Origin of the sequence: Oerskovia sp. NPDC060338 (genome assembly GCF_042726295.1) — a bacterium.
Taxonomy (GTDB): Bacteria; Actinomycetota; Actinomycetes; order Actinomycetales; family Cellulomonadaceae; genus Oerskovia; species Oerskovia merdavium.
This window is the reverse complement of the sequence record NZ_JBHXCQ010000012.1, coordinates 77708-98188: the sequence shown is the minus strand read 5'-3', so window position 1 is coordinate 98188 and position 20481 is coordinate 77708. Positions and strand designations below refer to the sequence as shown.

General features: G+C 73.4%; 21 protein-coding genes and 2 riboswitches. Of the genes, 8 read left to right on the top strand and 13 right to left on the bottom strand.

Annotated features, from left to right (window positions below; genetic code table 11):
• Positions 1 to 8 precede the first annotated feature (8 nt).
• The 3 genes from ACFWGN_RS15565 to ACFWGN_RS15555 all read right to left on the bottom strand — a co-directional run bounded on the left by ACFWGN_RS15565 (position 9) and on the right by ACFWGN_RS15555 (position 4558).
• Positions 9 to 2210: a CocE/NonD family hydrolase gene (locus ACFWGN_RS15565; protein ID WP_377618003.1), complete on the bottom strand. Its 2202-nt coding sequence runs from the start codon at positions 2208 to 2210 to the stop codon at positions 9 to 11.
• A 108-nt stretch (positions 2211 to 2318) separates the two neighbouring features.
• A complete protein-coding gene (locus tag ACFWGN_RS15560) occupies positions 2319 to 3812 on the bottom strand; it encodes a peptide MFS transporter (protein ID WP_377618001.1) in 1494 nt (497 codons plus the stop codon).
• Between the two features lie 125 nt (positions 3813 to 3937).
• Positions 3938 to 4558, bottom strand: coding sequence for a GNAT family N-acetyltransferase (locus ACFWGN_RS15555; RefSeq protein ID WP_377617999.1), 621 nt, complete (start codon positions 4556 to 4558; stop codon positions 3938 to 3940).
• Between the two features lie 131 nt (positions 4559 to 4689).
• On the opposite strand from ACFWGN_RS15555, the gene ACFWGN_RS15550 reads away from it, so the two are divergent.
• On the top strand, positions 4690 to 4866 hold the full coding sequence (locus ACFWGN_RS15550; protein ID WP_191805606.1) for a CsbD family protein: 177 nt from the start codon (positions 4690 to 4692) through the stop codon (positions 4864 to 4866).
• A gap of 66 nt (positions 4867 to 4932) precedes the next feature.
• Here the strand turns inward: ACFWGN_RS15550 and ACFWGN_RS15545 are convergent, their stop codons facing one another.
• The 3 genes from ACFWGN_RS15545 to ACFWGN_RS15535 all read right to left on the bottom strand — a co-directional run bounded on the left by ACFWGN_RS15545 (position 4933) and on the right by ACFWGN_RS15535 (position 8420).
• Positions 4933 to 5667, bottom strand: coding sequence for a GNAT family N-acetyltransferase (locus ACFWGN_RS15545; protein ID WP_377617997.1), 735 nt, complete (start codon positions 5665 to 5667; stop codon positions 4933 to 4935).
• A gap of 124 nt (positions 5668 to 5791) precedes the next feature.
• Positions 5792 to 7192, bottom strand: a complete 1401-nt coding sequence (locus ACFWGN_RS15540; RefSeq protein ID WP_377617996.1) for an aminotransferase class V-fold PLP-dependent enzyme — start codon at positions 7190 to 7192, stop codon at positions 5792 to 5794.
• A gap of 40 nt (positions 7193 to 7232) precedes the next feature.
• Positions 7233 to 7347: riboswitch (SAM riboswitch) on the bottom strand.
• A gap of 80 nt (positions 7348 to 7427) precedes the next feature.
• Positions 7428 to 8420, bottom strand: a complete 993-nt coding sequence (locus tag ACFWGN_RS15535; RefSeq protein WP_377617994.1) for a phosphotransferase enzyme family protein — start codon at positions 8418 to 8420, stop codon at positions 7428 to 7430.
• 76 nt (positions 8421 to 8496) lie between these two features.
• Positions 8497 to 8589: riboswitch (SAM riboswitch) on the top strand.
• 6 nt (positions 8590 to 8595) lie between these two features.
• Here ACFWGN_RS15535 and ACFWGN_RS15530 point away from each other — a divergent pair.
• The 5 genes from ACFWGN_RS15530 (at position 8596) to ACFWGN_RS15510 (ending at position 13171) form a co-directional block, all read left to right on the top strand.
• On the top strand, positions 8596 to 9060 hold the full coding sequence (locus tag ACFWGN_RS15530; protein WP_377617993.1) for a rhodanese-like domain-containing protein: 465 nt from the start codon (positions 8596 to 8598) through the stop codon (positions 9058 to 9060).
• Between the two features lie 23 nt (positions 9061 to 9083).
• Positions 9084 to 10343 (top strand): O-succinylhomoserine sulfhydrylase, encoded by a 1260-nt coding sequence (locus ACFWGN_RS15525; protein ID WP_377618158.1) that lies wholly within the window; start codon positions 9084 to 9086, stop codon positions 10341 to 10343.
• Between the two features lie 71 nt (positions 10344 to 10414).
• Positions 10415 to 11461, top strand: coding sequence for an LLM class flavin-dependent oxidoreductase (locus tag ACFWGN_RS15520; RefSeq protein ID WP_377617991.1), 1047 nt, complete (start codon positions 10415 to 10417; stop codon positions 11459 to 11461).
• 67 nt (positions 11462 to 11528) lie between these two features.
• A complete protein-coding gene (locus ACFWGN_RS15515; protein WP_377618156.1) occupies positions 11529 to 12365 on the top strand; it encodes an MBL fold metallo-hydrolase in 837 nt (278 codons plus the stop codon).
• Between the two features lie 134 nt (positions 12366 to 12499).
• A complete protein-coding gene (locus ACFWGN_RS15510) occupies positions 12500 to 13171 on the top strand; it encodes a DUF1345 domain-containing protein (RefSeq protein ID WP_377617989.1) in 672 nt (223 codons plus the stop codon).
• Between the two features lie 10 nt (positions 13172 to 13181).
• Here the strand turns inward: ACFWGN_RS15510 and ACFWGN_RS15505 are convergent, their stop codons facing one another.
• The 5 genes from ACFWGN_RS15505 to ACFWGN_RS15485 form a co-directional block, all read right to left on the bottom strand.
• A complete protein-coding gene (locus ACFWGN_RS15505) occupies positions 13182 to 13463 on the bottom strand; it encodes a hypothetical protein (protein WP_377617988.1) in 282 nt (93 codons plus the stop codon).
• A gap of 195 nt (positions 13464 to 13658) precedes the next feature.
• Positions 13659 to 14387, bottom strand: coding sequence for a phosphoribosylformylglycinamidine synthase subunit PurQ (gene purQ / locus ACFWGN_RS15500; RefSeq protein WP_068708001.1), 729 nt, complete (start codon positions 14385 to 14387; stop codon positions 13659 to 13661).
• On the bottom strand, positions 14387 to 14659 hold the full coding sequence (purS, locus tag ACFWGN_RS15495; protein WP_056652540.1) for a phosphoribosylformylglycinamidine synthase subunit PurS: 273 nt from the start codon (positions 14657 to 14659) through the stop codon (positions 14387 to 14389). The genes purQ and purS overlap by 1 nt, the downstream gene beginning before the upstream one ends.
• Positions 14660 to 15008: 349 nt before the next feature.
• A complete protein-coding gene (locus tag ACFWGN_RS15490; protein WP_377617986.1) occupies positions 15009 to 15638 on the bottom strand; it encodes a hypothetical protein in 630 nt (209 codons plus the stop codon).
• On the bottom strand, positions 15638 to 16024 hold the full coding sequence (locus tag ACFWGN_RS15485; protein WP_377617985.1) for a PadR family transcriptional regulator: 387 nt from the start codon (positions 16022 to 16024) through the stop codon (positions 15638 to 15640). Before ACFWGN_RS15485 ends, ACFWGN_RS15490 begins: the two co-directional genes overlap by 1 nt.
• Positions 16025 to 16143: 119 nt before the next feature.
• On the opposite strand from ACFWGN_RS15485, the gene ACFWGN_RS15480 reads away from it, so the two are divergent.
• Complete coding sequence (locus ACFWGN_RS15480; RefSeq protein ID WP_377617983.1) at positions 16144 to 16506, top strand: HNH endonuclease signature motif containing protein; 363 nt, start codon at positions 16144 to 16146, stop codon at positions 16504 to 16506.
• On the opposite strand, the gene ACFWGN_RS15475 is transcribed toward ACFWGN_RS15480, so the two are convergent.
• Complete coding sequence (locus tag ACFWGN_RS15475; RefSeq protein WP_191805594.1) at positions 16473 to 17429, bottom strand: phosphoribosylaminoimidazolesuccinocarboxamide synthase; 957 nt, start codon at positions 17427 to 17429, stop codon at positions 16473 to 16475. The two genes, ACFWGN_RS15480 and ACFWGN_RS15475, sit on opposite strands and share 34 nt — an antisense overlap.
• A 400-nt stretch (positions 17430 to 17829) precedes the next feature.
• Here ACFWGN_RS15475 and ACFWGN_RS15470 point away from each other — a divergent pair, with 400 nt between their 5' ends.
• Positions 17830 to 18093 (top strand): hypothetical protein, encoded by a 264-nt coding sequence (locus tag ACFWGN_RS15470; protein WP_377617981.1) that lies wholly within the window; start codon positions 17830 to 17832, stop codon positions 18091 to 18093.
• Between the two features lie 20 nt (positions 18094 to 18113).
• On the opposite strand, the gene ACFWGN_RS15465 is transcribed toward ACFWGN_RS15470, so the two are convergent.
• On the bottom strand, positions 18114 to 20417 hold the full coding sequence (locus tag ACFWGN_RS15465; protein WP_377617979.1) for a substrate-binding domain-containing protein: 2304 nt from the start codon (positions 20415 to 20417) through the stop codon (positions 18114 to 18116).
• Positions 20418 to 20481 lie beyond the last annotated feature (64 nt).

The window sequence follows — 20481 nt, the reverse complement described above, 5'->3', positions numbered from 1 at the left end:
CGCCGAGCTCACCCCGCGGTCCGCCGGATGCTGCGCCGCCACCGACGTTCGAACACCACGTCCTGGCCGTCGCGCGCCACGACCTCGTCGTCGGTGTGGAAGTACTCCGCGTCGCACGTGATCTCCGAGCGCGTCACGATGCTCGCGTCCCACACAGGGTCGGCCGGTGTGGCCCCCGGCCTGCGCAGCCGCACGCTCCAGTCCGAGCGCGTGCGCGCGCTCAGCGGGTCGCGCCCGATCCAGTACCGCTCGAGCGCGTCCTCGGTGAACTCGAGACCGTCGGGGTAGACGCGCGTCCCGCCGTACCTCGGGTCGACCTCCAGGAGCCACTCGTCGGCCGCGACGTCACGCACCACGCGTCGCTCGGGCCGCTGGTCCGCGGCCTCCGGGTAGACGACACCGAGCGGGGGCGCCTGCTCGGGCTCCTCGAAGGTGACGACGGGGTGCCCGCCCGGCGCTGCGCCGTCGTGCACCGGGAGCTCGAGCGAGCTGCCCGCGGGCGCGACCGCGAGCCCCGCCCCTCCCGGCTGCGGCCACACCCACGGCCAGTACGCCGAGGAGACCGCGAGCCGGAGCCGGTGCCCCGGCGCGACCGCGTACCCGGTCCCGCTGAGCTCGAACGTCACGTCGTGCGTCGCGCCGGGTTCCCACGGCACCACGCGGTCACGCCCCTCGCGCGCGGACAGGTTGAGCACGCCACGGGTCACGAGCGTCGAGGAGCCGTCGGGGCCCACGTCGCACAGCCGCGCCACGACCTGCCCCTTCTCGCCCGCGCACGTCAGGCGCAGACGGACCCGGGCACGGCCCAGGATCTCGAGCCGCTGCGTGAGCGCGGCCGAGTCGAAGCACACGGACCTCCCGTCCTCCTCGCGCTGGTCGGGGGGCAGGTCCGCGTCGTTCCCGAACGGGAAGAAGCGCCCCGCGTCGATCCCGGTGTGCTGGGGAGAGGCCACGAGGCACGACGGCGGCACGTCCGCCGGGGCGGTCGGCTCACCGCCCGCCGGGCTCGGGTGGGCGGGAAGGTGGTTGACGAGCGGGGCGGTCGTGCGCAGCTCGGTGGCGACCGCGGAGTCGTCAACGTCGTCGGTGCCGCCAGGCGCTCCCGCGAGCGGGAAGACCGTGGGCCGGACGTGCGGGGAGGGCCAGCGCTCCTCGCCGACCCAGCGCCCGGGCAGCTCGTCGTAGACCGTCGCGGGCGGCACGGACTCCGTGATCCAGGCGCGCAGCGCCGGCTCGTCGAGGGCGCCCGTGTCCTGGCCCTTGAGGAACTGGTCCCACCAGCGCAGCGTCTCCTGGAGGAACCCGATCGACGGTCCGGGCGGCAGGCCGCGGTCGGGGTACTGGTGCGACCACGGCCCGACGATGCCCCGGACGGGGCCACCCAGGGTCCGGCCGGCGTTCGCCGAGCCGTCGCTCGATCCCTGGTCCGCCGACTCCTCCCCCGCGGCGACGAGCCGCAGGACCGTGTCTCGGTACGGGTCGTTCCACCCGCCGACCGCCAGGACCGCGGCCTTGATCGCCGAGTAGTCCTCGATGACGCTGCCGTGGCGCCAGTAGTCGTCGCGCGTCTGGTGGTCGAGCCAGGTGTGGACGAACGGCTCGGTGTGCTCGAGGCGGTCGAGCCACTGCTCCTTCCACCGGTCGCCCACGACGGCCGGGTCCGGGGGCCGGGAGCAGAACGCGAGCATGGTCGCCGCCCACGCGTGCATGTCGACCGCGAGGACCGACCCGCCCGTGTAGTGCACGTCGTTGTCGTAGCGGTCGTCGGTCGAGCAGACCGTGACGATCGCCGCGAGCGCCTCGGGGGCGAGGGCCGCGACCTGCAGGGCGTTGAACCCTCCCCACGAGATGCCGAACATCCCGACCTTGCCGCTGCACCACTCCTGCGCGGCGAGCCACTCGACGACCGCGACGCCGTCGGCGAGCTCGGTCGGCGAGTACTCGTCGTCCTGGTGCCCGTCCGAGTTCCCGCTGCCGCGGATGTCGACACGCACCGACGCGTACCCGTGGCCCGCGTAGTACGGGTGGCGCTGCGCGTCGCGCGGGGCCGTCCAGTCGGACAGCCGGTAGGGCAGGTACTCCAGGATCGCGGGGACCGGCGTGGGGTCGACCGGCCGCCAGACCCTCGCCGCGAGGCGCGTGCCGTCGGCGAGGGGTATCCAGTGGTCCTCGACCGTGGTCTCGAACGGGAGCTCGGTCACGTACCGCATGGTCGTTCCTCCGGTGCTGGGTGGTGCGGGTGGTGCTGTCGGGCGGGTGGTGCTCGTTCAGTGGTGGTGGCGCGGGGCCACGTGGGTCGTGCGGGTCGCGCCCGCCGGTCAGTGGACGGGGTGCATGGTCCGCTTCATCCAGGGCGACAGGATCAGGACGACGACCCCGACGAGCACCGCGACGGCCCCGTTGAGCGTGAAGTAGAGGCCGTCAGGGATCTCGCCGTAGAACCGGACGGTCTGCGCCTGGATGCCGTTCGCGAGCGCGATCGACAGGAACCACACGGCCATGGACTGGCTCGAGAACGCCGCGGGGGCGAGCTTGGTGGTCGCGGACAGGCCCGTCGTCTGGAGCAGGACGTCGCCCAGGCCCAGCAGCAGGAGCGAGGCCAGGAGCCACCAGACGGCGATCTTCCAGTCTCCGCTCTGCCCGGTCACGGCGGGCACGAGGATCAGGTAGGACAGCCCGCCGAGGAGCGCACCGATCGCGATCTTCTTGGACGCGTGCGGCTGCCGGGGGCCGAGCCAGGTCCACAGGGCGGCGACCACCGGCGCGACGAGCACCTCGACGCCGCCGAGGAACGAGCTGAACCAGGCCGCCGGCGCCTCCCAGCCGAAGATCGTGCGTTCGACGTGCTGGTCGGCCAGCAGGATCAGGACGCTGTACGCCTGGAACAGCACGAAGTTGAACGCGACCGACGCGAACCACAGCACCAGGAACGGCCGGAGCCGGCCGCGCTCCTCGCCCGTCACGCGCGGGCTGCGGAACACGACGGTGAAGTAGACGATCGGGGCGGCCATGGCGACCACGGTCAGCGCGTCGACGACGCCCGCGATGCTGAGCCGCCCCGCGAGCGCGAGCCCGACGGCGAGGATCAGCACGCCGGCCGCGACGCCTCCCAGGATCCACAGGGTCCGGCGCATCACGGCCGGCGGCAGGGGCGCCTCGGGGCCGCGCCCGTGCCCCGGGATGTGCCGGCGGCCCACGACGTACTGGACCACTCCCGCGGTCATGCCGATCGCGGCAGCCGAGAACCCCCAGTGCCAGCCGACGTCGGCGCCGAGCCACCCCGTGACCAGGGGGCCGAAGAACGCCCCCACGTTGATGCCCATGTAGTAGAGCGCGAACCCCGCGTCGCGGCGCTCGTCCGTGGTCGAGTAGAGCTTGCCCACGAGCGTCGACACGTTGGGCTTGAGCAGCCCCGTGCCCAGGCTGATGAGGACCAGCCCGAGCCACGTCGAGAGCTCGGCGGGGATCGCCATGGTGTAGTGCCCGCACGCGATGAGGATCCCGCCCCACAGGACGGCGCGGTACGAGCCCAGGACCCGGTCCGCGATCCACCCGCCGCCGACCGAGACGAGGTAGACCATGGTCCCGTAGCCCGCCGCGATGGAGGCCGCAGGACCGGCCTCCATCCCGAGCCCGTCGTCCGCGACGGTCGCGGTGAAGAACAGCACGAGGATGGCCTGCATCCCGAGGAACGAGAACCGCTCCCAGACCTCGAGGCCGAACAGGGTCGACAGACCTCGCGGGTGCCCGAAGAAGGCCCTGTCGTCCGGGTCGACCGCGGGGTCTGCCGGTCGTGCGTCCTCGGTCGTCAACAGCCCTCCAGCGATCGGTGCGCCCGCCGCAGGCTCGCGGAGGCATCCTTCCAACCTAGGGAGGATCGGGGCCCGGGGCCACAGGGACGCTCGGCCTGGTCGCCCGCAGCGCGGCTCGCAGCCCGTCAGACGACCCGGTCGAGGCCCTCCAGGCGGGCGAGCCGGCCGAGCAGGGCGTCTCGCACGTCCGGCCACTCGTCCGCCAGGATCGAGAAGTAGGCCGTGTCGCCGCGCGACCCGTCGGGAGCGACGCGGTGGCTGCGCAGCACCCCCTCGGGCACGGCCCCGAGGCGCTGGATCGCCGCGATCGAGCGGGCGTTGCGCGCGTCGGCCCGCAGCGCGACGCGCTCGACGTCGAGCACCTCGAACGCGTGCCGCAGCAGCAGGTACTTGCACGCCGGGTTCGTCACGCCGCCCCACCAGGGACGGTCGTAGAACGTCGAGCCGAGCTCGACCCTCCGCTGCGAGGGCGACCACTCGTAGAGCGAGGTGCTGCCGCGGACGGACGTGGCGCCGTCGGGCCCCTCGCCGGGAGCAGCCGGCCCGACGACGGCCCACGCCAGGCGCCCCGGCGCCGCCACCGCGTCCCGCACATAGACGGACATGGCCGGCGTCCCGCGAGGCGTCGGCGAGGACATGCCCGCCCACAGGGCGTCGTCGACGAACGCCCCCAGCGCCTGCGCGTGCTGCTCGCCGAGCGGCTCGAGGCGCAGCCCGAACCCTTCCAGGACCGTGGCGTTCTCCATGCGGTCATCCTGCCGGACCGGACGTGAGGATCCTGTGAACCGCCCGTCCCCCGAGATGCGAGCCGTCTCCGGACCTGCCTACGGTCGATGCGAACCACCCACCATCCGACGATCACCACGGGAGGACCTCCATGGGACTGGGAGACAAGATCAAGCACGCGGCCGAAGAGGTCGAGGGCAAGGTCAAGGAGGGCGCCGGCAAGCTCACGGGCAACGAGAAGCTCGAGGCCGAGGGCCACGCCGACCAGGCGAAGGCCAACGTCAAGCAGGCCGGTGACGACGTCAAGGACGCCTTCAAGAAGGACTGACCCACCAGACGAAGAACGCCCCGGGACCCGCACGGGTCCCGGGGCGTCGCTGTGGACGGGGGAGGTTCAGAGGGCGACGGCGGGCGGCAGGGCCGTGACGGACGCGACGGGCTGGCCGGGCACGGCGGCGGCGTGCCCGACGACCGGCGGGACGACCGACAGGAGCGGCGTGGTCACGGGCTCGCCGGCGGCGGACATCTCGACCGGGCCGAGCAGCGGGACGATCCGCGGGCTCGTGATCCGCGCGAGCAGGCCGAGCTCGACGCCCGCCCACTCGTGCGCGAGGATCGAGAAGCACACCGAGTCGGCGCGCGTGCCGTCAGGGGCCGCGCGATGACCTCGCATGACGCCCTCCTCGTACGCGCCGAGGCGACGCATCGCGGCGAGCGAGCGAGCGTTGCGCGCGTCCACCCGGAAGCCCACGCGGTGCACGTCCCACGACTCGAACGCATGTCGGAGCAGCAACCATTTCGAGACCGGGTTGACGAGGCTCCCCCACGTGGAACGGGCGTAGAAGGTCCGCCCGATCTCCACGCGCCTGTCGTCGAGCGACAGGTCACGGAAAGCGGTGCTCCCCACCACGAGACCCGAGCCCGCGTCGACGACGGCGAAGGCCGTCAGCGCCCGGGTAGCCCGAGTGTCCTCGATGAAGTTCACCATCCCGACCTCCCCCTCGGGGAGGGTCATACTCATACCCGCCCACATCGTCGGATCGACGATCTGAGCCAGCGCACCGGCGTGCGCGACAGCCAGGGGTTCGAGGCGGAACCCGTGGCCTTCCAGGACGACATCGTGCTGCACAGCGCATATCAGAACACACGCAGGCGTCGCCGCCAAGACCACGGAGCGGTCTGCTGTGGACGACGAGGTGACGCACGGGTGAACGTTGTGCTCCGAGGAGCGTCTCCGCAGGTCAGAGGGCCTCTCAGGCGGGGGCGGGACCGCACCCCACGGCGGCCGTGATGTTGCCGACCGCGGCGGTCGCAAACAGCCCGGAGAGCCCTGCGACCTGGAGCAGCGGGCGCGGGTCGTCGCTCACGACCCAGCAGCCGTCCACGACCTCGTACCGGGCCTTGGCCCCCTCGCCGACGTAGGCGCGCAGCGCGACGATCAGGCGCTCGATCTCCTCACCCGTGGTGCCCACGCCGATGGACGCCCGGATGGCACCGGCCGGGAAACCCAGGCGGGCCAGGAGCGGGTGCGCGCAGAACCGACCGTCACGCACGCCGATCCCGTGCTCGGCCGACAGGTAGGACGCGACGAGGCCCGCGTCGTGGCCGTCGACCGAGAACGTCACGACGCCCACGGGGTCCACGGCGTCGGCCCAGGCGCGGACGACGCGCACGCCGTCGATCTCCTCGAGCCCCTCGACCAGGCGGGCGCGGAGCTCGGTCTCGTGCGCGACCAGCACGCCCGGCTCGAGCGCTGCGAGCGCGTCGCACGCCGAGGCGAGCGCGACCGCGCCGATCACGTTGGGCGACCCGGCCTCGTGCCGCGCGGGGGCGCTCTGCCACGTGGTGCCGTCGAGCGTCACGTTGCGCACCGCACCACCGCCCGCGAGGTAGGGCGTGCCGGCGTCGAGCCAGTCACGACGTCCCACGAGCGCGCCCGCGCCGAACGGCGCGTAGGTCTTGTGGCCCGAGAACGCGACGTAGTCCACGTCGCTCGCCGCGAGCGAGACACCGCGGTGCGGGACGAGCTGGGCGCCGTCGAGCAGGACGCGCGCCCCGGCGTCGTGCGCTGCGGCGACGACCTCTGCGAGAGGGAGGGACTCGCCCGTGACGTTCGAGGCCCCCGTGATCGCGACGAGCGCGTACGGGAAGCGGGACAGCTCGGCGCGCAGCCCGGACAGGGTCTCGGCGACCGTCGCGCCGCCGACCAGGACCGTGGCACCGCCCGTGCGCTGCCAGGGCAGGAGGTTCGCGTGGTGCTCGACGTCCAGGACGAGCACCCGGCCGGGCGTCCCGTCGGCCTGCGCCGGGACGCAGCCCGCGAGCAGGTTGAGCGAGTCGGTGGTGTTGCGCGTGACGATCGTGACGTCGTCCTCGCGGGCGCCGACGAACGCGCCGATGGTCTGGCGCGCGGCCTCGTAGAGGGCCGTCGACACCTGGGACAGGTAGCCCGCGCCGCGGTGCACGCTCGCGTAGAGCGGCAGGACCTCGTTGACGCGGTCGGCCACGACCTGCAGCGCAGGGGCCGACGCCGCGACGTCGAGGTTCGCGTACGGGACGCTGCGCCCGTCGACGAGCGGGACCAGGGTGTCGCTGCCCACGACGGGCAGCACGGCACACGAGGTAGGGGCTTCGATGACTGCGTGTGCGCTCATGGCACGTCCTCCGGTGGTCGTCGGAGTTCGCCCTGCGGCCCCTCCGCGCTTGCCCCCCTCCTTGTAGAGAGGGGCCCGGTCGTCACCCGGGGCACCCCGCCGCGGAGGAGGGTTGCCGGCCAGCAAACCGGGGTTTTGCGCTGGCGCTCATGACCTGGTGTCCAGGATGGGCGAGGCCCACGGAGCGTGTCAACCGGTGGGCACGGCGTCTCGGATGGTGGGCAACGGGGGTGCGTCAGGTGGTCGGAGCGGGTGCCGGGGAGTCGTCGCGCAGGGCCGCGACGCGGCGCGCGTCGGCGCGGTACATGGCCGCGTGGTCGAGGAAGTCGGACCGGCCCGTCTCCTCCGCGCGGCCGTCGGTGAAGTCCGCGATCTCCTCGAGCCGTTCGACCATCACGCTCAGGACCTCACGACGCGAGAAGGGCAGCCCGTAGGCCGCGACCAGCGCGTCGAGGCGCACGAGGGGGTCCAGGCGCCCGACGACGTCGCCCCCGTCCTCGCCCACGGCGTCCGCCACGAAGGGCGCGAGCCGGTATCCCAGGTAGGCCAGGTCCCGGATCCGCGGGCCGGGGCTCGCGGTGTCGAAGTCGATGAGGCCCACCAGGGTCCCGTCGCGGAAGACCAGGTTGTACGGGGCGACGTCGTTGTGGCACACGACCTCGACCGGCTCGCGCTGCGGGAGCTGCCAGGTCGGGGCGGCGGCGGGTACGGGGACGGCTGCAGCGCCGCCGACGACGGTGCCCCCGGAGGCCGTGCCGTCCGAGACCGCACCGCCGGCTGTGACCATGGCCGTGGCCGTGGCCGCGGCCGCGAGGAACCCGATGCTCGCGTCGTGCACGCGTCGCAGGAGCGCGCCCGCGTCGCGGAGCACCGACTCGCCCCAGAGCCAGTCGGGCAGCGGATAGTTCGCGACATCGCCCGGGAGGTAGGACAGGACCTCGCGCCCCTGGTCGTCGACGCCCAGCGGCTCGGGCACCTCGACGACACCGCTCGCCCGCAGGTGCGCCAACAGCGCCTGGACCGTGGGCGTCCAGGATCCGGCCGACCGGCGGACCGTGTCGCCGCTCCGCACGACGGTCGTGGAGTTGCCCCCGGTCAGAATCTCCTCGAGCGGGCCGCCTTCCTGACCACCTTCGCTGAGGGCGAGGGCTTGCGTCGAGGTCGAGGCACCGAGCCCCCTCCCTCGACAGGAATCCTCGATCTCACGGCCGGACGGGAAGCTCTCCATGCACGGCAACCTATCCCCTGCCCACCCTGCGAGACACCCGTTCCACTCCGTGGGCACCGTGGCGTACGATCCGACGCAACCATCCAGAGCGGCTGAGTGACTTGGCACGATGACGCCGCAGCAACCCCCCGGCGACGGGCGAGGGTGCTACCGCCACGACCGATGGAGGATCACCATGAGTGCCCCCGACCGCGCGACCGCTGCACCGGTCCCCGACGCCCGGCCCGCCGACGGCTACGCCGGCGACATCACGCCCCTGCAGGCGTGGACCCTTCTCCAGTCGGACCCGGACGCCGTCCTCGTCGACGTCCGCACCGACGCCGAGTGGCGCTTCGTCGGCGTCCCTGACCTGTCCTCGGCGGGCCGCGAACCGGTCCTGACCCAGTGGGTCACGGTCGAGGGCCGCCCCAACCCGGCGTTCGTCGCCGACCTCACCGCGGCCGGTGTGACCCCCGAGCGCCCGGTCGTGTTCCTGTGCCGCTCCGGTGCGCGGTCGATCGGCGCGGCCAAGGCCGCGACCGCGGCGGGCCTCGGCCCGGCGTACAACGTCCTCGAGGGCTTCGAAGGAGCGCTCGACGGCGCCGGTCACCGTGGTTCCGACGGCTGGCGCGCAGCGGGCCTCCCCTGGAAGCAGTCGTGAGCGCCGCGGCCGAGGACGGCGTCCTGCGCATCCCCGCCGGGATCCCCGGAGGCTCGGGCCGCGGCCCGCTCCCCCGCTCGGTGCGACCCGACACTCTCGCGGTGCGCGGTGGCCACGCCCGCTCCGAGTTCGAAGAGACGAGCGAGGCGCTCTTCCTCACGCAGGGCTACGTCTACGGGAGCGCCGCCGAGGCCGAGGCCGCGTTCACGGGCGAGGTCGACCGCTTCATCTACTCGCGCTACGGCAACCCGACCGTGCACACGTTCGAGGAGCGGCTGCGCCTCATCGAGGGCGCCGAGGCCTGCTACGCCACGGCGTCGGGCATGTCTGCGGTCTTCACGTCGCTCGCAGCGCTCGTCGGTGCGGGGTCGCGCATCGTCGCAGCCCGCGCGCTGTTCGGCTCGTCGCTCGTGATCTTCGACGAGATCTTCGCCAAGTGGGGCGTGCGCACCGACTACGTCGACGGTCACGTGCTCTCGCAGTGGGAGGAGGCGCTGTCGACCCCCGCGGACGTCGTCTTCTTCGAGACCCCGTCCAACCCCATGCAGGACGTGATCGACGTGCGCCGCGTGAGCGACCTCGCGCACGCGGCGGGCGCCGTCGTCGTGCTCGACAACGTGTTCGCGACCCCCGTGCTGCAGAAGCCGCTCGAGCTCGGCGCGGACGTCGTCGTGTACTCGGCGACCAAGCACATCGACGGCCAGGGGCGCGTGCTCGGCGGCGCGATCCTGGGCTCCGAGGAGTACGTCAAGGGACCCGTCCAGACGTTCATCCGCAACACCGGCCCCTCGCTCAGCGCGTTCAACGCGTGGGTCCTGGTCAAGGGGCTCGAGACCCTGTCGGTGCGCGTCAAGGCCCAGAACGCCGCGGCCTTCCAGGTCGCGACCGCGCTCGAGGAGCTGCCCGGTATCACGGCCGTGCGCTACCCGTTCCTCGCCTCGCACCCGCAGGTCGAGCTCGCCAAGGCCCAGCAGAGCGGCGGCGGGACGGTCGTGACGTTCAACCTCGACGTGCCCGGCGCCGACGACCCGGGCACGGACCCCGAGCTCCTCAAGAAGCGCACGTTCCAGTTCCTCGACGCGCTGCGGATCGTGGACATCTCCAACAACCTGGGCGACGCCAAGTCCCTCATCACGCACCCCGCGACCACGACGCACCGCAAGCTGGGGCCCGACGGTCGTGCCGCCGTCGGGATCGCAGAGACGACCGTGCGCTTGTCGATCGGCCTCGAGGACCCCCTCGACCTGATCGAGGACGTCGAGCAGGCGCTCGCCGCCCGCTGAGGCGCCCGCCGCACCGCACTCGGCGGACGGTCCAGGAATACCCCGGCCGTATCCCGGGGTTGCACCTGGCGATGACTACCTCGCCGCGCCTCTCCGTCCTCGACCTCGTCCCCGTCCGTTTGGGACAGTCCAGCTCCCAGGCCATCGCCGCCTCCCTGGACCTCGTGCGCCTCGCCGACCGCCTCGGCTTCACGCGCTACTGGTTCGCCGAGCACCACAACATGCCCGCGGTCGCCGCGTCCGCCCCGCCCGTCATGATCGCGGCCGCCGCCTCGGTGACCGAGCGGATCCGCGTCGGGTCGGGCGGCGTCATGCTCCCGAACCACGCGCCCCTCGTCGTGGCCGAGCAGTTCGCGGTCCTCGAGGCCCTGGCCCCGGGGCGCATCGACCTGGGGATCGGGCGCGCGCCCGGCAGCGACCCCGTGGTCACGGCGCTGCTGCGCAGCAGCGGCCCCACGTCGGACGTCGACCGCTTCCCCCAGCACGTCCAGGACATCCGCTCGCTCATGAGCGCCGAGGGCGCCACCGTCCGCCTCACGAGCGGCCAGGTCTACGACGTGCACGCGACCCCGGCCGCGGAGTCCGTGCCGACCGTCTGGCTGCTCGGGTCGAGCGACTACTCGGCGCGCCTGGCCGCCGAGCTCGGGCTGCCCTACGTGTTCGCGAACCACTTCTCGGGTGCCGGCATGGACGAGATCCTCGCGCTGTACCGCGACGGCTACCGCCCCTCCCCCGAGCACCCCGCGCCGGAGACGTTCCTGACGGTCAACGTGTCGGTCGCCCCGACGCTCGCCGAGGCTCGCGCCCGCGCGCTGCCGCAGGCGCGCATGATGGCCCGCCTGCGCTCGGGCAAGCCGCTCGGCGCCCAGGAGACGGTCGAGGACGCCGCGTCCACGCCGCTCGACGGGCTCACGTCCCAGATGGCCGACGAGATGCTCGACCGCTGGATCGTCGACGAGCCCCAGGCCGCGGCCCGTCGCGTGCGCGAGCTCGCCACCCGGCACGGCGTCGACGAGGTCATGGTCGTGCCCGTCGCGGCGTCCCGCGCCGACGAGTCGCTCGACGCGACGCCCGGCCGCACGCAGACGCTCGAGCTGCTCGCGGACGCGCTCGCCTGACGCCCGTCCCGTGACCCCGCCACGCGCAGAGCCCGCCCGACCGCCCGCCGACGCGGCGCCGTCGGGCGTGCCCGTGCGCGTCACGGACCACGCCTCGGTGCTGCTCGCCCCGAACCCCGGACCCATGACGCTCGACGGGACCAGGTCCTACGTCCTGGCCGCGCCGGGCGCGCGCACGCGCGTGGTCGTCGACCCCGGGCCCGACGACGTCGCTCACCTCACGGCCCTGGCCGACGGTCCACGCGTCGAGCTCGTCGTCATCACGCACCGGCACGCGGACCACACCGCCGGGGCGGCGCGCTTCGCCGAGCTCACCGGGGCGCCCGTCCGGGCGGCCGACCCCACCCACTGCCACCCCGCGCACCCCGCGACGGGCGGCGCGGCCGGAGGCCCCGGGCCCGCGGGAGCTGCCGCACCGCTGCGCGGGGGCGAGGTGCTCCACGCCGCCGGGCTGCGGATCGAGGTCGTCGCGACCCCGGGTCACACGGCCGACTCGGTGAGCTTCCGCCTCCCGGACGACGGACCGCACGGCTCGGTGCTCACGGGCGACACGATCCTCGGGCGCGGCACCACGGTCATCTCCACGCCCGACGGGTCGCTGCGCGACTACCTCGCGAGCCTCGACGTGCTCGAGGCGTTCGGGACCGCGACGGTCCTGCCCGCGCACGGCCCGCACCTGGGTGACCTGTCCGCCGTCGTGCGTGCGTACCGGGACCACCGCCTGGGCCGGCTCGCCGAGGTGCGCGCGGCCCTGGCCGGGTCCGGGATCGCCGAGGCCCCCGTGACCGACCAGCTCGTCGAGCAGGTCACGGCGATCGTCTACGGCGACGTCGCGCCCGGGGTGCTCCCCGCCGCCCGGCAGAGCGTCCGCGCCCAGCTCCGGTACCTCGCCGAGAGCCCGTAGACCTCCGGGTTCCGGCGCGCGCCGGAGCCGCCCCTGACACACAGCGGTGGCCTCGCGACCGGAGTGCCGAGCCGGAGCGGAGCGACGCGACGACCCGACGCGCCGGGCCTCGACGCCGGTGGTTGACTGACCGCGTGACTCCCTCGATCCCGGACCGTCCCACGCCCTCCGCCCGCCGCGACGTCCTGATGGCGGGTCCTGTGGTGCGGCTGGGCATCAGTGCGGTCGTGGGTGTCGGCGCGGGCCTCTGGTTCGGCACGCAGGGCTACCCGAGGTTCGCGGTCCTGGCCGGGTGGAGCGTCACCGCGCTGATCTTCACGGTGTGGACCTGGGTCGTGGTCGCGCCCATGGACGCACGGATGACCTCGCGGCTCGCGACCCGCGAGGAACCGTCCCGTCGCGTGACCCACCTGTTCATCGTCACGGCCTCGCTCGCGAGCCTCGTGGGGGTCGCGCTCCTCCTGCTGGCCTCACCCGAGAAGAAGAGCGCCCAGGCCGTGAGCGCGGTGTTCGCCGTCGCCTGCATCACCGTCTCGTGGGCTGCGGTCCACACCCTGTTCGGGCTGGCCTACGCCCGCCAGTACTACACGGGCGAGGACGGCGGGATCGACTTCAACCAGGTCGAGCCGCCTCGCTACCTCGACTTCATGTACGTGGCGTTCACGGTCGGGATGAGCTTCGCGATCTCCGACACGAACGTCACGTCGGGGGACATCCGTCGGACGGCGCTGGGCCACTCGCTGCTGTCCTACCTGTTCGGGACGGTGATCATCGGCGCGGTGGTCAACCTCGTCGCGGGGCTCTGAGGCCCGCGCGTCACCGGGCCCGGCGCGTCAGGACGCTCGACACGATCGCCGCGACCGCGGCGACCGCCATGACCAGGAACAGGGCGATCGCGACGCGCAGCGGTGTGTACGCGATGCGCTCGGTCATCTCTTCCGCGGGGCCGAACCAGCCCCACTCGGTGACGACCGCCTCGGCGTGCGTGGCGATGGCCCCCACCCGTCCCGGAGCCGCGCCCAGCGCACCGGCGACCCACGCGAGGCAGTCGATCATGAAGGCGCCGAACGTGGAGGAACCGGACAAGAAGGTGGGCACGGGAACAGGGTAGCGGCTCGCGCGGCAGGGCGTCGGGTGATCTCCGCCGTGTCCGGCCCTCCTGGCGGACCGCCGTCGCGAGGTAGGCCGCCGCGCCGCGACCTACCGCCCCGCGACCGCGTCGAGACGTGGTGGCACGCCGACGGCGGGCCTCACCTCCTGGGTGGGACCCGCCGTCGGGCAGTGCTGGTGCGGTCAGGCCTGGACGAGCGTGCTCAGCACCGAGGTGAAGAAGCCCAGCCCGTCCGTGCCCGCGCGGGGCCCGGACTCGTTCGCGGGGCCGAACCCGGCCTCGACCGCGTGCTCGGGGTGCGGCATGAGCCCCACGACGTTGCCCGCCGCGTTCGAGATGCCCGCGATGTTGCGGCGCGAACCGTTCGGGTTCCAGCCCTCGTAGCGGAAGACCACGCGGCCCTCGGCCTCGAGCTCGTCGAGCGTGCGCTCGTCGGCCACGAACTGGCCGTCCTGGTTCTTGAGCGGCACCGTGATGCGCTGGCCCGCGGTGTAGTCGCGCGTCCAGGCCGTCTCGGCGTTCTCCACGACCATGGTCTGCTCGCGGCAGATGAACGCGAGGTGGTCGTTCTTGATCATCGAGCCGGGCAGCAGGTGCGCCTCGGTGAGGATCTGGAAGCCGTTGCAGATGCCCAGGACGGGCAGGCCGCCCTTGGCCGCGTCGACGAGCGAGTCCATGACGGGCGCGAAGCGGCTGATCGCCCCGGCGCGCAGGTAGTCCCCGTACGAGAAGCCGCCCGGGAGCACGACCGCGTCGACCCCGTGCAGGTCGGCGTCCGCGTGCCACAGGGACACGGGCTCGCCGCCGGCCAGGCGCACGGCACGGGCCGCGTCCCGGTCGTCGAGCGTACCGGGGAACGTGATGACACCGATCCGGGCCGTGGCCAGGCCGGTCGCTGCGGGGGCGCTCATCAGGCGCTCTCCCCGCCCAGCTCGGCCGTCAGCTCGGCGACGAGGACGACGTCCTCGATGACCGGGTTCGACAGGACCTTCTCGCCGGCCTCGCGGGCTGCGGCGAGCACCTCGGGGGTGACGTCACCCTCGACCTCGAGCTCGAACCGCTTGCCCTGGCGCACGCTGGTGAACTGGGTGAAGCCCAGGCGCGGGAGCGCCCCGACGACGGCCTTGCCCTGCGGGTCCAGGATCTCGGGCTTGGGCATGACCTCGACGACTACGCGTCCCACAGGAGCTCCTCGGGAAGTTGGTCCGGCCGCTCGGCTCGGACAGGTCCGCACGAGGCTCGGGGCGCGCCGCGAGGGCGGCGACCGGGTCGCGCGGATCTCGGTGGGTGGGGATTCCGGGGCCAGTTTACCCGCGCCGCGCACGGGGCCGGGCCGCGTCTCAGGCGGCGGGCGGTGCGGTGCTTTCGAGGGGAGCCGAGCGCGAGGTTGCGGTCGTTCTGGGCGTCAGAACGACCGCAACCTCGTGCTCGGCCGCAGGAATCCCCCAGCCCGACGACGGAGCCCACCTCAGGAGGACCGTGCGGCCTCGCGGAGCCGGACGTCGGGCGGGGTCAGGCGGGGTCAGGCGGGGTCAGGCGGGGTCTCGGTCGTCCCGCACCTGGTCCGCCGAGGACGCGGTCATGAGCCGCATCGGCTCGGGGACGTTGCCGTGGACGACGTGCCGGTACCAGGCGGTACGCGTGCGGGACTCGCGGAACACCGTCCCGGAGAGGAGCACGAGAACGGCCACGAAGGCCCAGAAGAACCCCGACGCGAAGAATGCGGGCCAGTATGCGGCGACCGGTTCACCAGCGATCAGCGCGTATCCGGCGATCACCATGAGCATCGTGCCGTAGCCCAGGACCAGCGTCCAGGTCGTGTCCCGCACCGAGTAGAACGCTCCCCGGATGTCGTCCGCGACCCACCACCAGTACCTCGCGGGCAGCCGCATGCCGAGCCGGTACAGCCCCCACCGCCACAGCGGCGGGCGCTCGCGCCACCGCAGGCCCCACCCTGCACGCAGCAGGCTGCGGATCTCGTCGGTGCTCAGCCGGTCGGGCGCGGGTGCGCCGGTCGCCTCCGCGGCCGCTCGGGCCACGTCCTGCTGGACGGCGAGCAGCTCGTCGCCGTGGACCTCGCGCCAGCGGCGCGGGTAGGCACGCGCCCAGAAGCGCGCCGACCGCTCGAAGCGCTCGTCGGGCGTCAGGTCGCGGCGGCGCATCAGGCCAGCCCTCCGGCGAGCCTGCCCGACGTCGGGCGTGCTGCCGTGCCGCGCCCGTCGAGGGCCTGCTGCGCCCTGGCGGCGAGCTCTCGGAGCCGAGCCGTCTCCTGCTCGGCCGCGCGACGGCCGTCGTCGGTGATCCGGTAGTAGCGCCGCAGGCGACCGTCGACCACCTCCTCGCCCGAGGGTTCGACGAGCCCCGCGCCCGAGAGCCGGTCGAGGTTGCCGTACAGGGTGCCGGCTCCGAGGGCGGTGGCCCCGTCGGAGAGCTCGGCGACCGCCTGGATGACGGCGTAGCCGTGGAGCGGCTCGGGAGTGAGCGAGAGCAGGATCAGGTACGCCTGCTCGGTCATGCGGAACGGCTTGGCGCCAGGCGGACCACTCACGGCGGGAGTCATGGTCGATATATATCGCGCGACGACCCATGGGGCAAGACGCCGCGCCCGGCTGGACGACCCTGCGGCCCCACGGGTCACTGTCGGACCCCGACGCTACGATCGAACACATGTTCGAATCGCTGCTCGAAGCCCGCCCTGGGCCAGGGGTCCAGGTGATCGCCGCCGTCCTCTCGCGCGACCGCACGTGCACGTTCCCGGGGTGCGCCGTGCCCGCGTTCCGCTGCGACCTCGACCACGTCAGGCGCCCGTCGCCGCCGGGACCGGGCGCGACCCAGGAGACGACGGACGTGGGCCCCGACGAGCTCATCTCGCTCTGCCGACACCACCACGTGGTCCGGGCGCGGCACGGCTGGCGTCCTGAGCTCGCGGCCGACGGCACCGTCCGCTGGACGTCACCGACGGGGCACCGCTACGTCCGAGAGCGCCTCGGGGTCGCTCAGAACAGGGAGTCGCCCGTGATCCGCTCGTAGGCCTCGAGGTAGCGGTCGCGCGTGCGCTCGACGACGTCGGCGGGCAGGGACGGCGGCGTGGCATCGGACGCGCGGTCCCAGCCCGAGGCGTCGGAGGCGAGCCAGTCGCGGACGTACTGCTTGTCGAAGCTCGGCTGCGAGCGCCCCGGCTGCCACTGGTCAGCAGGCCAGAAGCGCGACGAGTCGGGCGTCAGCACCTCGTCGCCCAGCACGGTCGCGCCTGTGACGGGGTCCACGCCGAACTCGAACTTGGTGTCGGCGAGGATCACGCCGCGCTCGCGCGCGATCTCCTCGGCGCGCGAGTAGACCGCGAGCGTCAGGTCGCGCAGGCGGGTCGCCGCCTCGAGCCCGACGGTCTGGGCGACGACCTCGAACGACACGTTCTCGTCGTGCTCCCCGACCTCGGCCTTGGCGGCGGGTGTGAAGATCGCCTCCGGCAGGCGCGAGCCGTCGACGAGCCCCTCGGGCAGAGGAACTCCGCACACCGTACGGTCCACGCGGTACTCGACCAGGCCGGAACCGGTGAGATAACCACGAGCCACGCACTCGACCGGGAACATCTCGAGGCGGCGGCAGATCATGGCGCGACCGGCGACGACGTCCGGCACCAGGCCGTCACCGGGCATGGCGCTGGCCTCGGTGCTCACGACGTGGTTGGGGACGAGGTCGGCGAGCTTGTCGAACCACCACAGGCTGAGCTGGGTCAGGACGACGCCCTTGTCGGGGATCCCCGGGGACAGGACGTGGTCGAACGCGCTCACGCGGTCGCTCGCGACGACCAGGACGACGTCGCCGAGCGGGTGCGCCCCGCCGAGCTGCGCGAGGTCCGGCTCGTAGAGGTCGCGGACCTTCCCCGAGTAGACGTGCCGCCACCCCGGCAGGTCGAGGTGGGCCGTGTCGAGGGCGTCGCGCGAGTCAGTCACGGCGCTTAGTCTCTCATCCGGCACGGGCGTCGTTCAGGGCGTCCGGATGGCGAGGCTCCGGTCCGTCGGCTGCTGACGCGCACGGATCGGCAGCTCTGCTCGCCGCGATGCCGGCGGGCTGTCGTGATCTGCCCAGGTAGGGTCCTGGCAACGGCTTCAGGGCAGATGCCGCTCGAGACCTGGAGCGAACGAGCCCAGCTCGATGGATGGGGGTCAAGGTCGTATGAGACCGAGGCGCTTGCTCGGTGGGGTTCTCGTCGGCATGCTCGGGCTCACGGCCTGCGCCGGCATGGGTCAGCCGCGCCTCGATCCGCTTCCCACCCCGACCGTGCCGGTGCCGTTCGCGTACTGGCTCCCGTCGGAGCCGGGAGGTGACGCGGCTCAGCTCGAGGGCACTCTCGTGGAAGAGGACGGCTGCCTGTACGTCGATGCGAGATCGGCGAGGTACCTTCCGGTCTTTCCCGCGGGTGCGGTCGACTGGGACGGTTCGACCCTGACGACCACCAACCCGAGAGACCCGGCGACGAGGGACGAGGTCGTCCCGGGCGAGGAGATCTCGCTGGGCGGCGGGGGCGACGAAGGGATGCCCGAGCCGGGGCCGACCACCGTCGTCCCCGACGCCTGCGACCTGGCGGAAAGGTACTTCATCGTCGCTGCACCCTAGCGGCCGAAGGGAGAGCCGGGTCAGGGCCGCGAGGGATCGGGCAGGAAGACCCCTCGGAGCGCGGCCTCCCGACGCTCGTCGGACCGGTCCGTCATGACCCCGACCATGCGCGTCGGACAGCCCGCACCGTCGCTCACCGTCACGGCACGGCAGGCCACGCGCAGGTAGCGTCCGTCGGCGGACCGCAGGCGGTGCTCGAGGTCGAGCGACCCGCCCGCTCCGCCGAGCTGGGCCGCGAGCGCGACCTGGACCGCCTGCAGGTCCTCGGGGTGGACCCGGTCGAGCCACTCGTCGGGGTCGGCGGTCTTGACGTCGTCGTCGGGCAGGCCGAGCATGGCCCGCCAGGACGGCGAGAAGTAGACCGTGCCGGTCGCGACGTCCCAGTCCCACGTCGCGTCGTACGCGGCGACCGAGGCGAGGGCGTAGCGTTCCTCGCTCGCGCTGATCTCCTCGGCCAGGCGCCGCTCTCGCCGCGCCGACTCCTCGAGCTCGGCGCGCTGCGCGCGCAGCGCCGCGAGGTGGTGCTCCTGGTCGAGCGCGACCGCGAGCATGGCCGCCCAGTGGTTGTACTTCTCGCGCGCGCTCGTCGCCCGGGTGTCGACGGGCCCTCCGATCACGAGGTACCCCCAGTCGCTCACGTCGAACGCGACCGGGATGACGAACGAGAGAGCGTTGGCGCTCAGCAGCGCCCGGGGCGGGAACTCCGCCGGGGCGTACCGGTGGCCGACGAGCCGTTGCCCGGCGGCGCTGCCTCGGACGCCCGCGACCTCGAGCACGCCGCCCGCGGCCCCACCGCCCGGCGGGACCCACAGCGCGATCGCCGCCGGACCGGCCTGCCCTCGCGGCAACCACTCGAGGTGACGCAGCGACGCGCTGTCGGCGTGCATGAGCTCGAGGTCGAGCTCGTACTGGTCGACCATGGCTCGTTCGAGGTGACCCGAGCGGACGAGGAGCCCGTGCGTGCATCCTTTCGAGAGTGCGACGAGGATCTCGGTCGTCACGTCGCCGAGCGCTCGGGAGCGCTCCTGCGGACGGCCGCGCGCCGCGCCACCGACCGCGACCCCGAGCGGCCCCGCCGGCCCACGGCGCCTGAGGCCGCCGAGGAGCTCGGCCTCCAGGGCGCGCACGGCCGGCACGAGCTGTTCGAGGGCCTCGGGGACGGGTCGCAGCACCGCGGTCCGGTCGGCGAGGGCCCGGTAGGAGTGCGACGTGGGCGTCGTCGCGTGGGTGGCGGCGTCGGTCATCATCCCGACGACGGCGCGCACCCACCCTCCGACCGCGCTCTCTCCTGCACCGGCCGCCCCCGAGGGACCCGGGCGCGGCCTCGCGCGCAGGACCACGGCGTCGTCGAGCACGGCGCGTGCCACGGCCCCGAGGCGAGCCGCCGCGGAGTCCCCCTCGCCCGCACCGGCGATCCGCGGCACGCCGTCGACGAGCAGGTCGGTCCGCGTGCCGTCGACGCACCCGCAGGACTCGCGGCAGACGAGGGTCGCCTCGGCGAGGTGCTGGCCCGGACCGACGCGGTCGCCGTGGATGCGTGCGAGCAGGAGCTCGGCAGCGAGCTCGCCGACGCGGTCGTGGTGCGGGTCGACGGACGAGAGCCGTGGCCGCGCACGAGCGCCGCCGTCCGAGTGGTCGAACCCGATGAGCGCCTGGTCGCGGGGCAGCACGAGCCCCGAGTCTGTCAGAGCGCGCAGGAAGCCGACCGCGTTGCGGTCCGTCCCTGCGATGGTCGCGGTCGTGTCGAGCCCCTCGTCGAGCGCGGTCCGGGCGGCTGCCGCCCCCGCGGCCTCCTGGTTGTCGCGGGTCCGGTAGACCCACTCGGGCCGGGGCTCGATCCCGTGGCTGCGCAGCGCGGCCTCGTACGCGGCGTGCCGTTCGGCCAGGTCGTGCTGGCGGGGGTTGCCGAGGAACCCGATCCGCTGGTGACCGTGCTGGAGGAGGTGTTCGACGGCGGCACGCACCCCGCCCGCGTTGTCGGGGGTGACCAGGGGCGCCCCGAGGGCGTCGACCGTCTCGCTGATCACGACCAGGGGCCTTCCCGACCGGTCGAGCGTCCGCAGGACGTCGTGCTCGACGGCGGACGTGACCACGATGACCCCGTCCATCGCGTCGAGCCCCACGATCGGACGGTGCGGGGGCTGGTCGGGAAACTCGTCCCGGTCGAGGTCCGCGGGATAGGTCTGGACCGCGACCACGCGGTGCCCGCCCGCGCGCAGGCCGCGCGCGATCCCCGCGAGGACCTTGCCGAAGTAGAAGCCCCCCACGACCGGTGAGAGCACACCGATCGTGAGGTTCCGTCGGTGGGTCGTGACATCGACCATGGCGATCACCCCGTCGTGTACCGGTTTCCCCCCTGGCGGGCTCGCCGTCGAGCCCGTCCGATCG

Coding starts and splice junctions, on each gene's coding strand:
- ACFWGN_RS15565 (WP_377618003.1), bottom strand. CDS start 2,210: ATGCGGTACGTGACCGAGCTCCCGTTCGAGACCACGGTCGAGGACCAC.
- ACFWGN_RS15555 (WP_377617999.1), bottom strand. CDS start 4,558: ATGGAGAACGCCACGGTCCTGGAAGGGTTCGGGCTGCGCCTCGAGCCG.
- ACFWGN_RS15550 (WP_191805606.1), top strand. CDS start 4,690: ATGGGACTGGGAGACAAGATCAAGCACGCGGCCGAAGAGGTCGAGGGC.
- ACFWGN_RS15540 (WP_377617996.1), bottom strand. CDS start 7,192: ATGAGCGCACACGCAGTCATCGAAGCCCCTACCTCGTGTGCCGTGCTG.
- ACFWGN_RS15535 (WP_377617994.1), bottom strand. CDS start 8,420: ATGGAGAGCTTCCCGTCCGGCCGTGAGATCGAGGATTCCTGTCGAGGG.
- ACFWGN_RS15530 (WP_377617993.1), top strand. CDS start 8,596: ATGAGTGCCCCCGACCGCGCGACCGCTGCACCGGTCCCCGACGCCCGG.
- ACFWGN_RS15520 (WP_377617991.1), top strand. CDS start 10,415: ATGACTACCTCGCCGCGCCTCTCCGTCCTCGACCTCGTCCCCGTCCGT.
- purQ (WP_068708001.1), bottom strand. CDS start 14,387: ATGAGCGCCCCCGCAGCGACCGGCCTGGCCACGGCCCGGATCGGTGTC.
- ACFWGN_RS15490 (WP_377617986.1), bottom strand. CDS start 15,638: ATGCGCCGCCGCGACCTGACGCCCGACGAGCGCTTCGAGCGGTCGGCG.
- ACFWGN_RS15480 (WP_377617983.1), top strand. CDS start 16,144: ATGTTCGAATCGCTGCTCGAAGCCCGCCCTGGGCCAGGGGTCCAGGTG.
- ACFWGN_RS15465 (WP_377617979.1), bottom strand. CDS start 20,417: ATGGTCGATGTCACGACCCACCGACGGAACCTCACGATCGGTGTGCTC.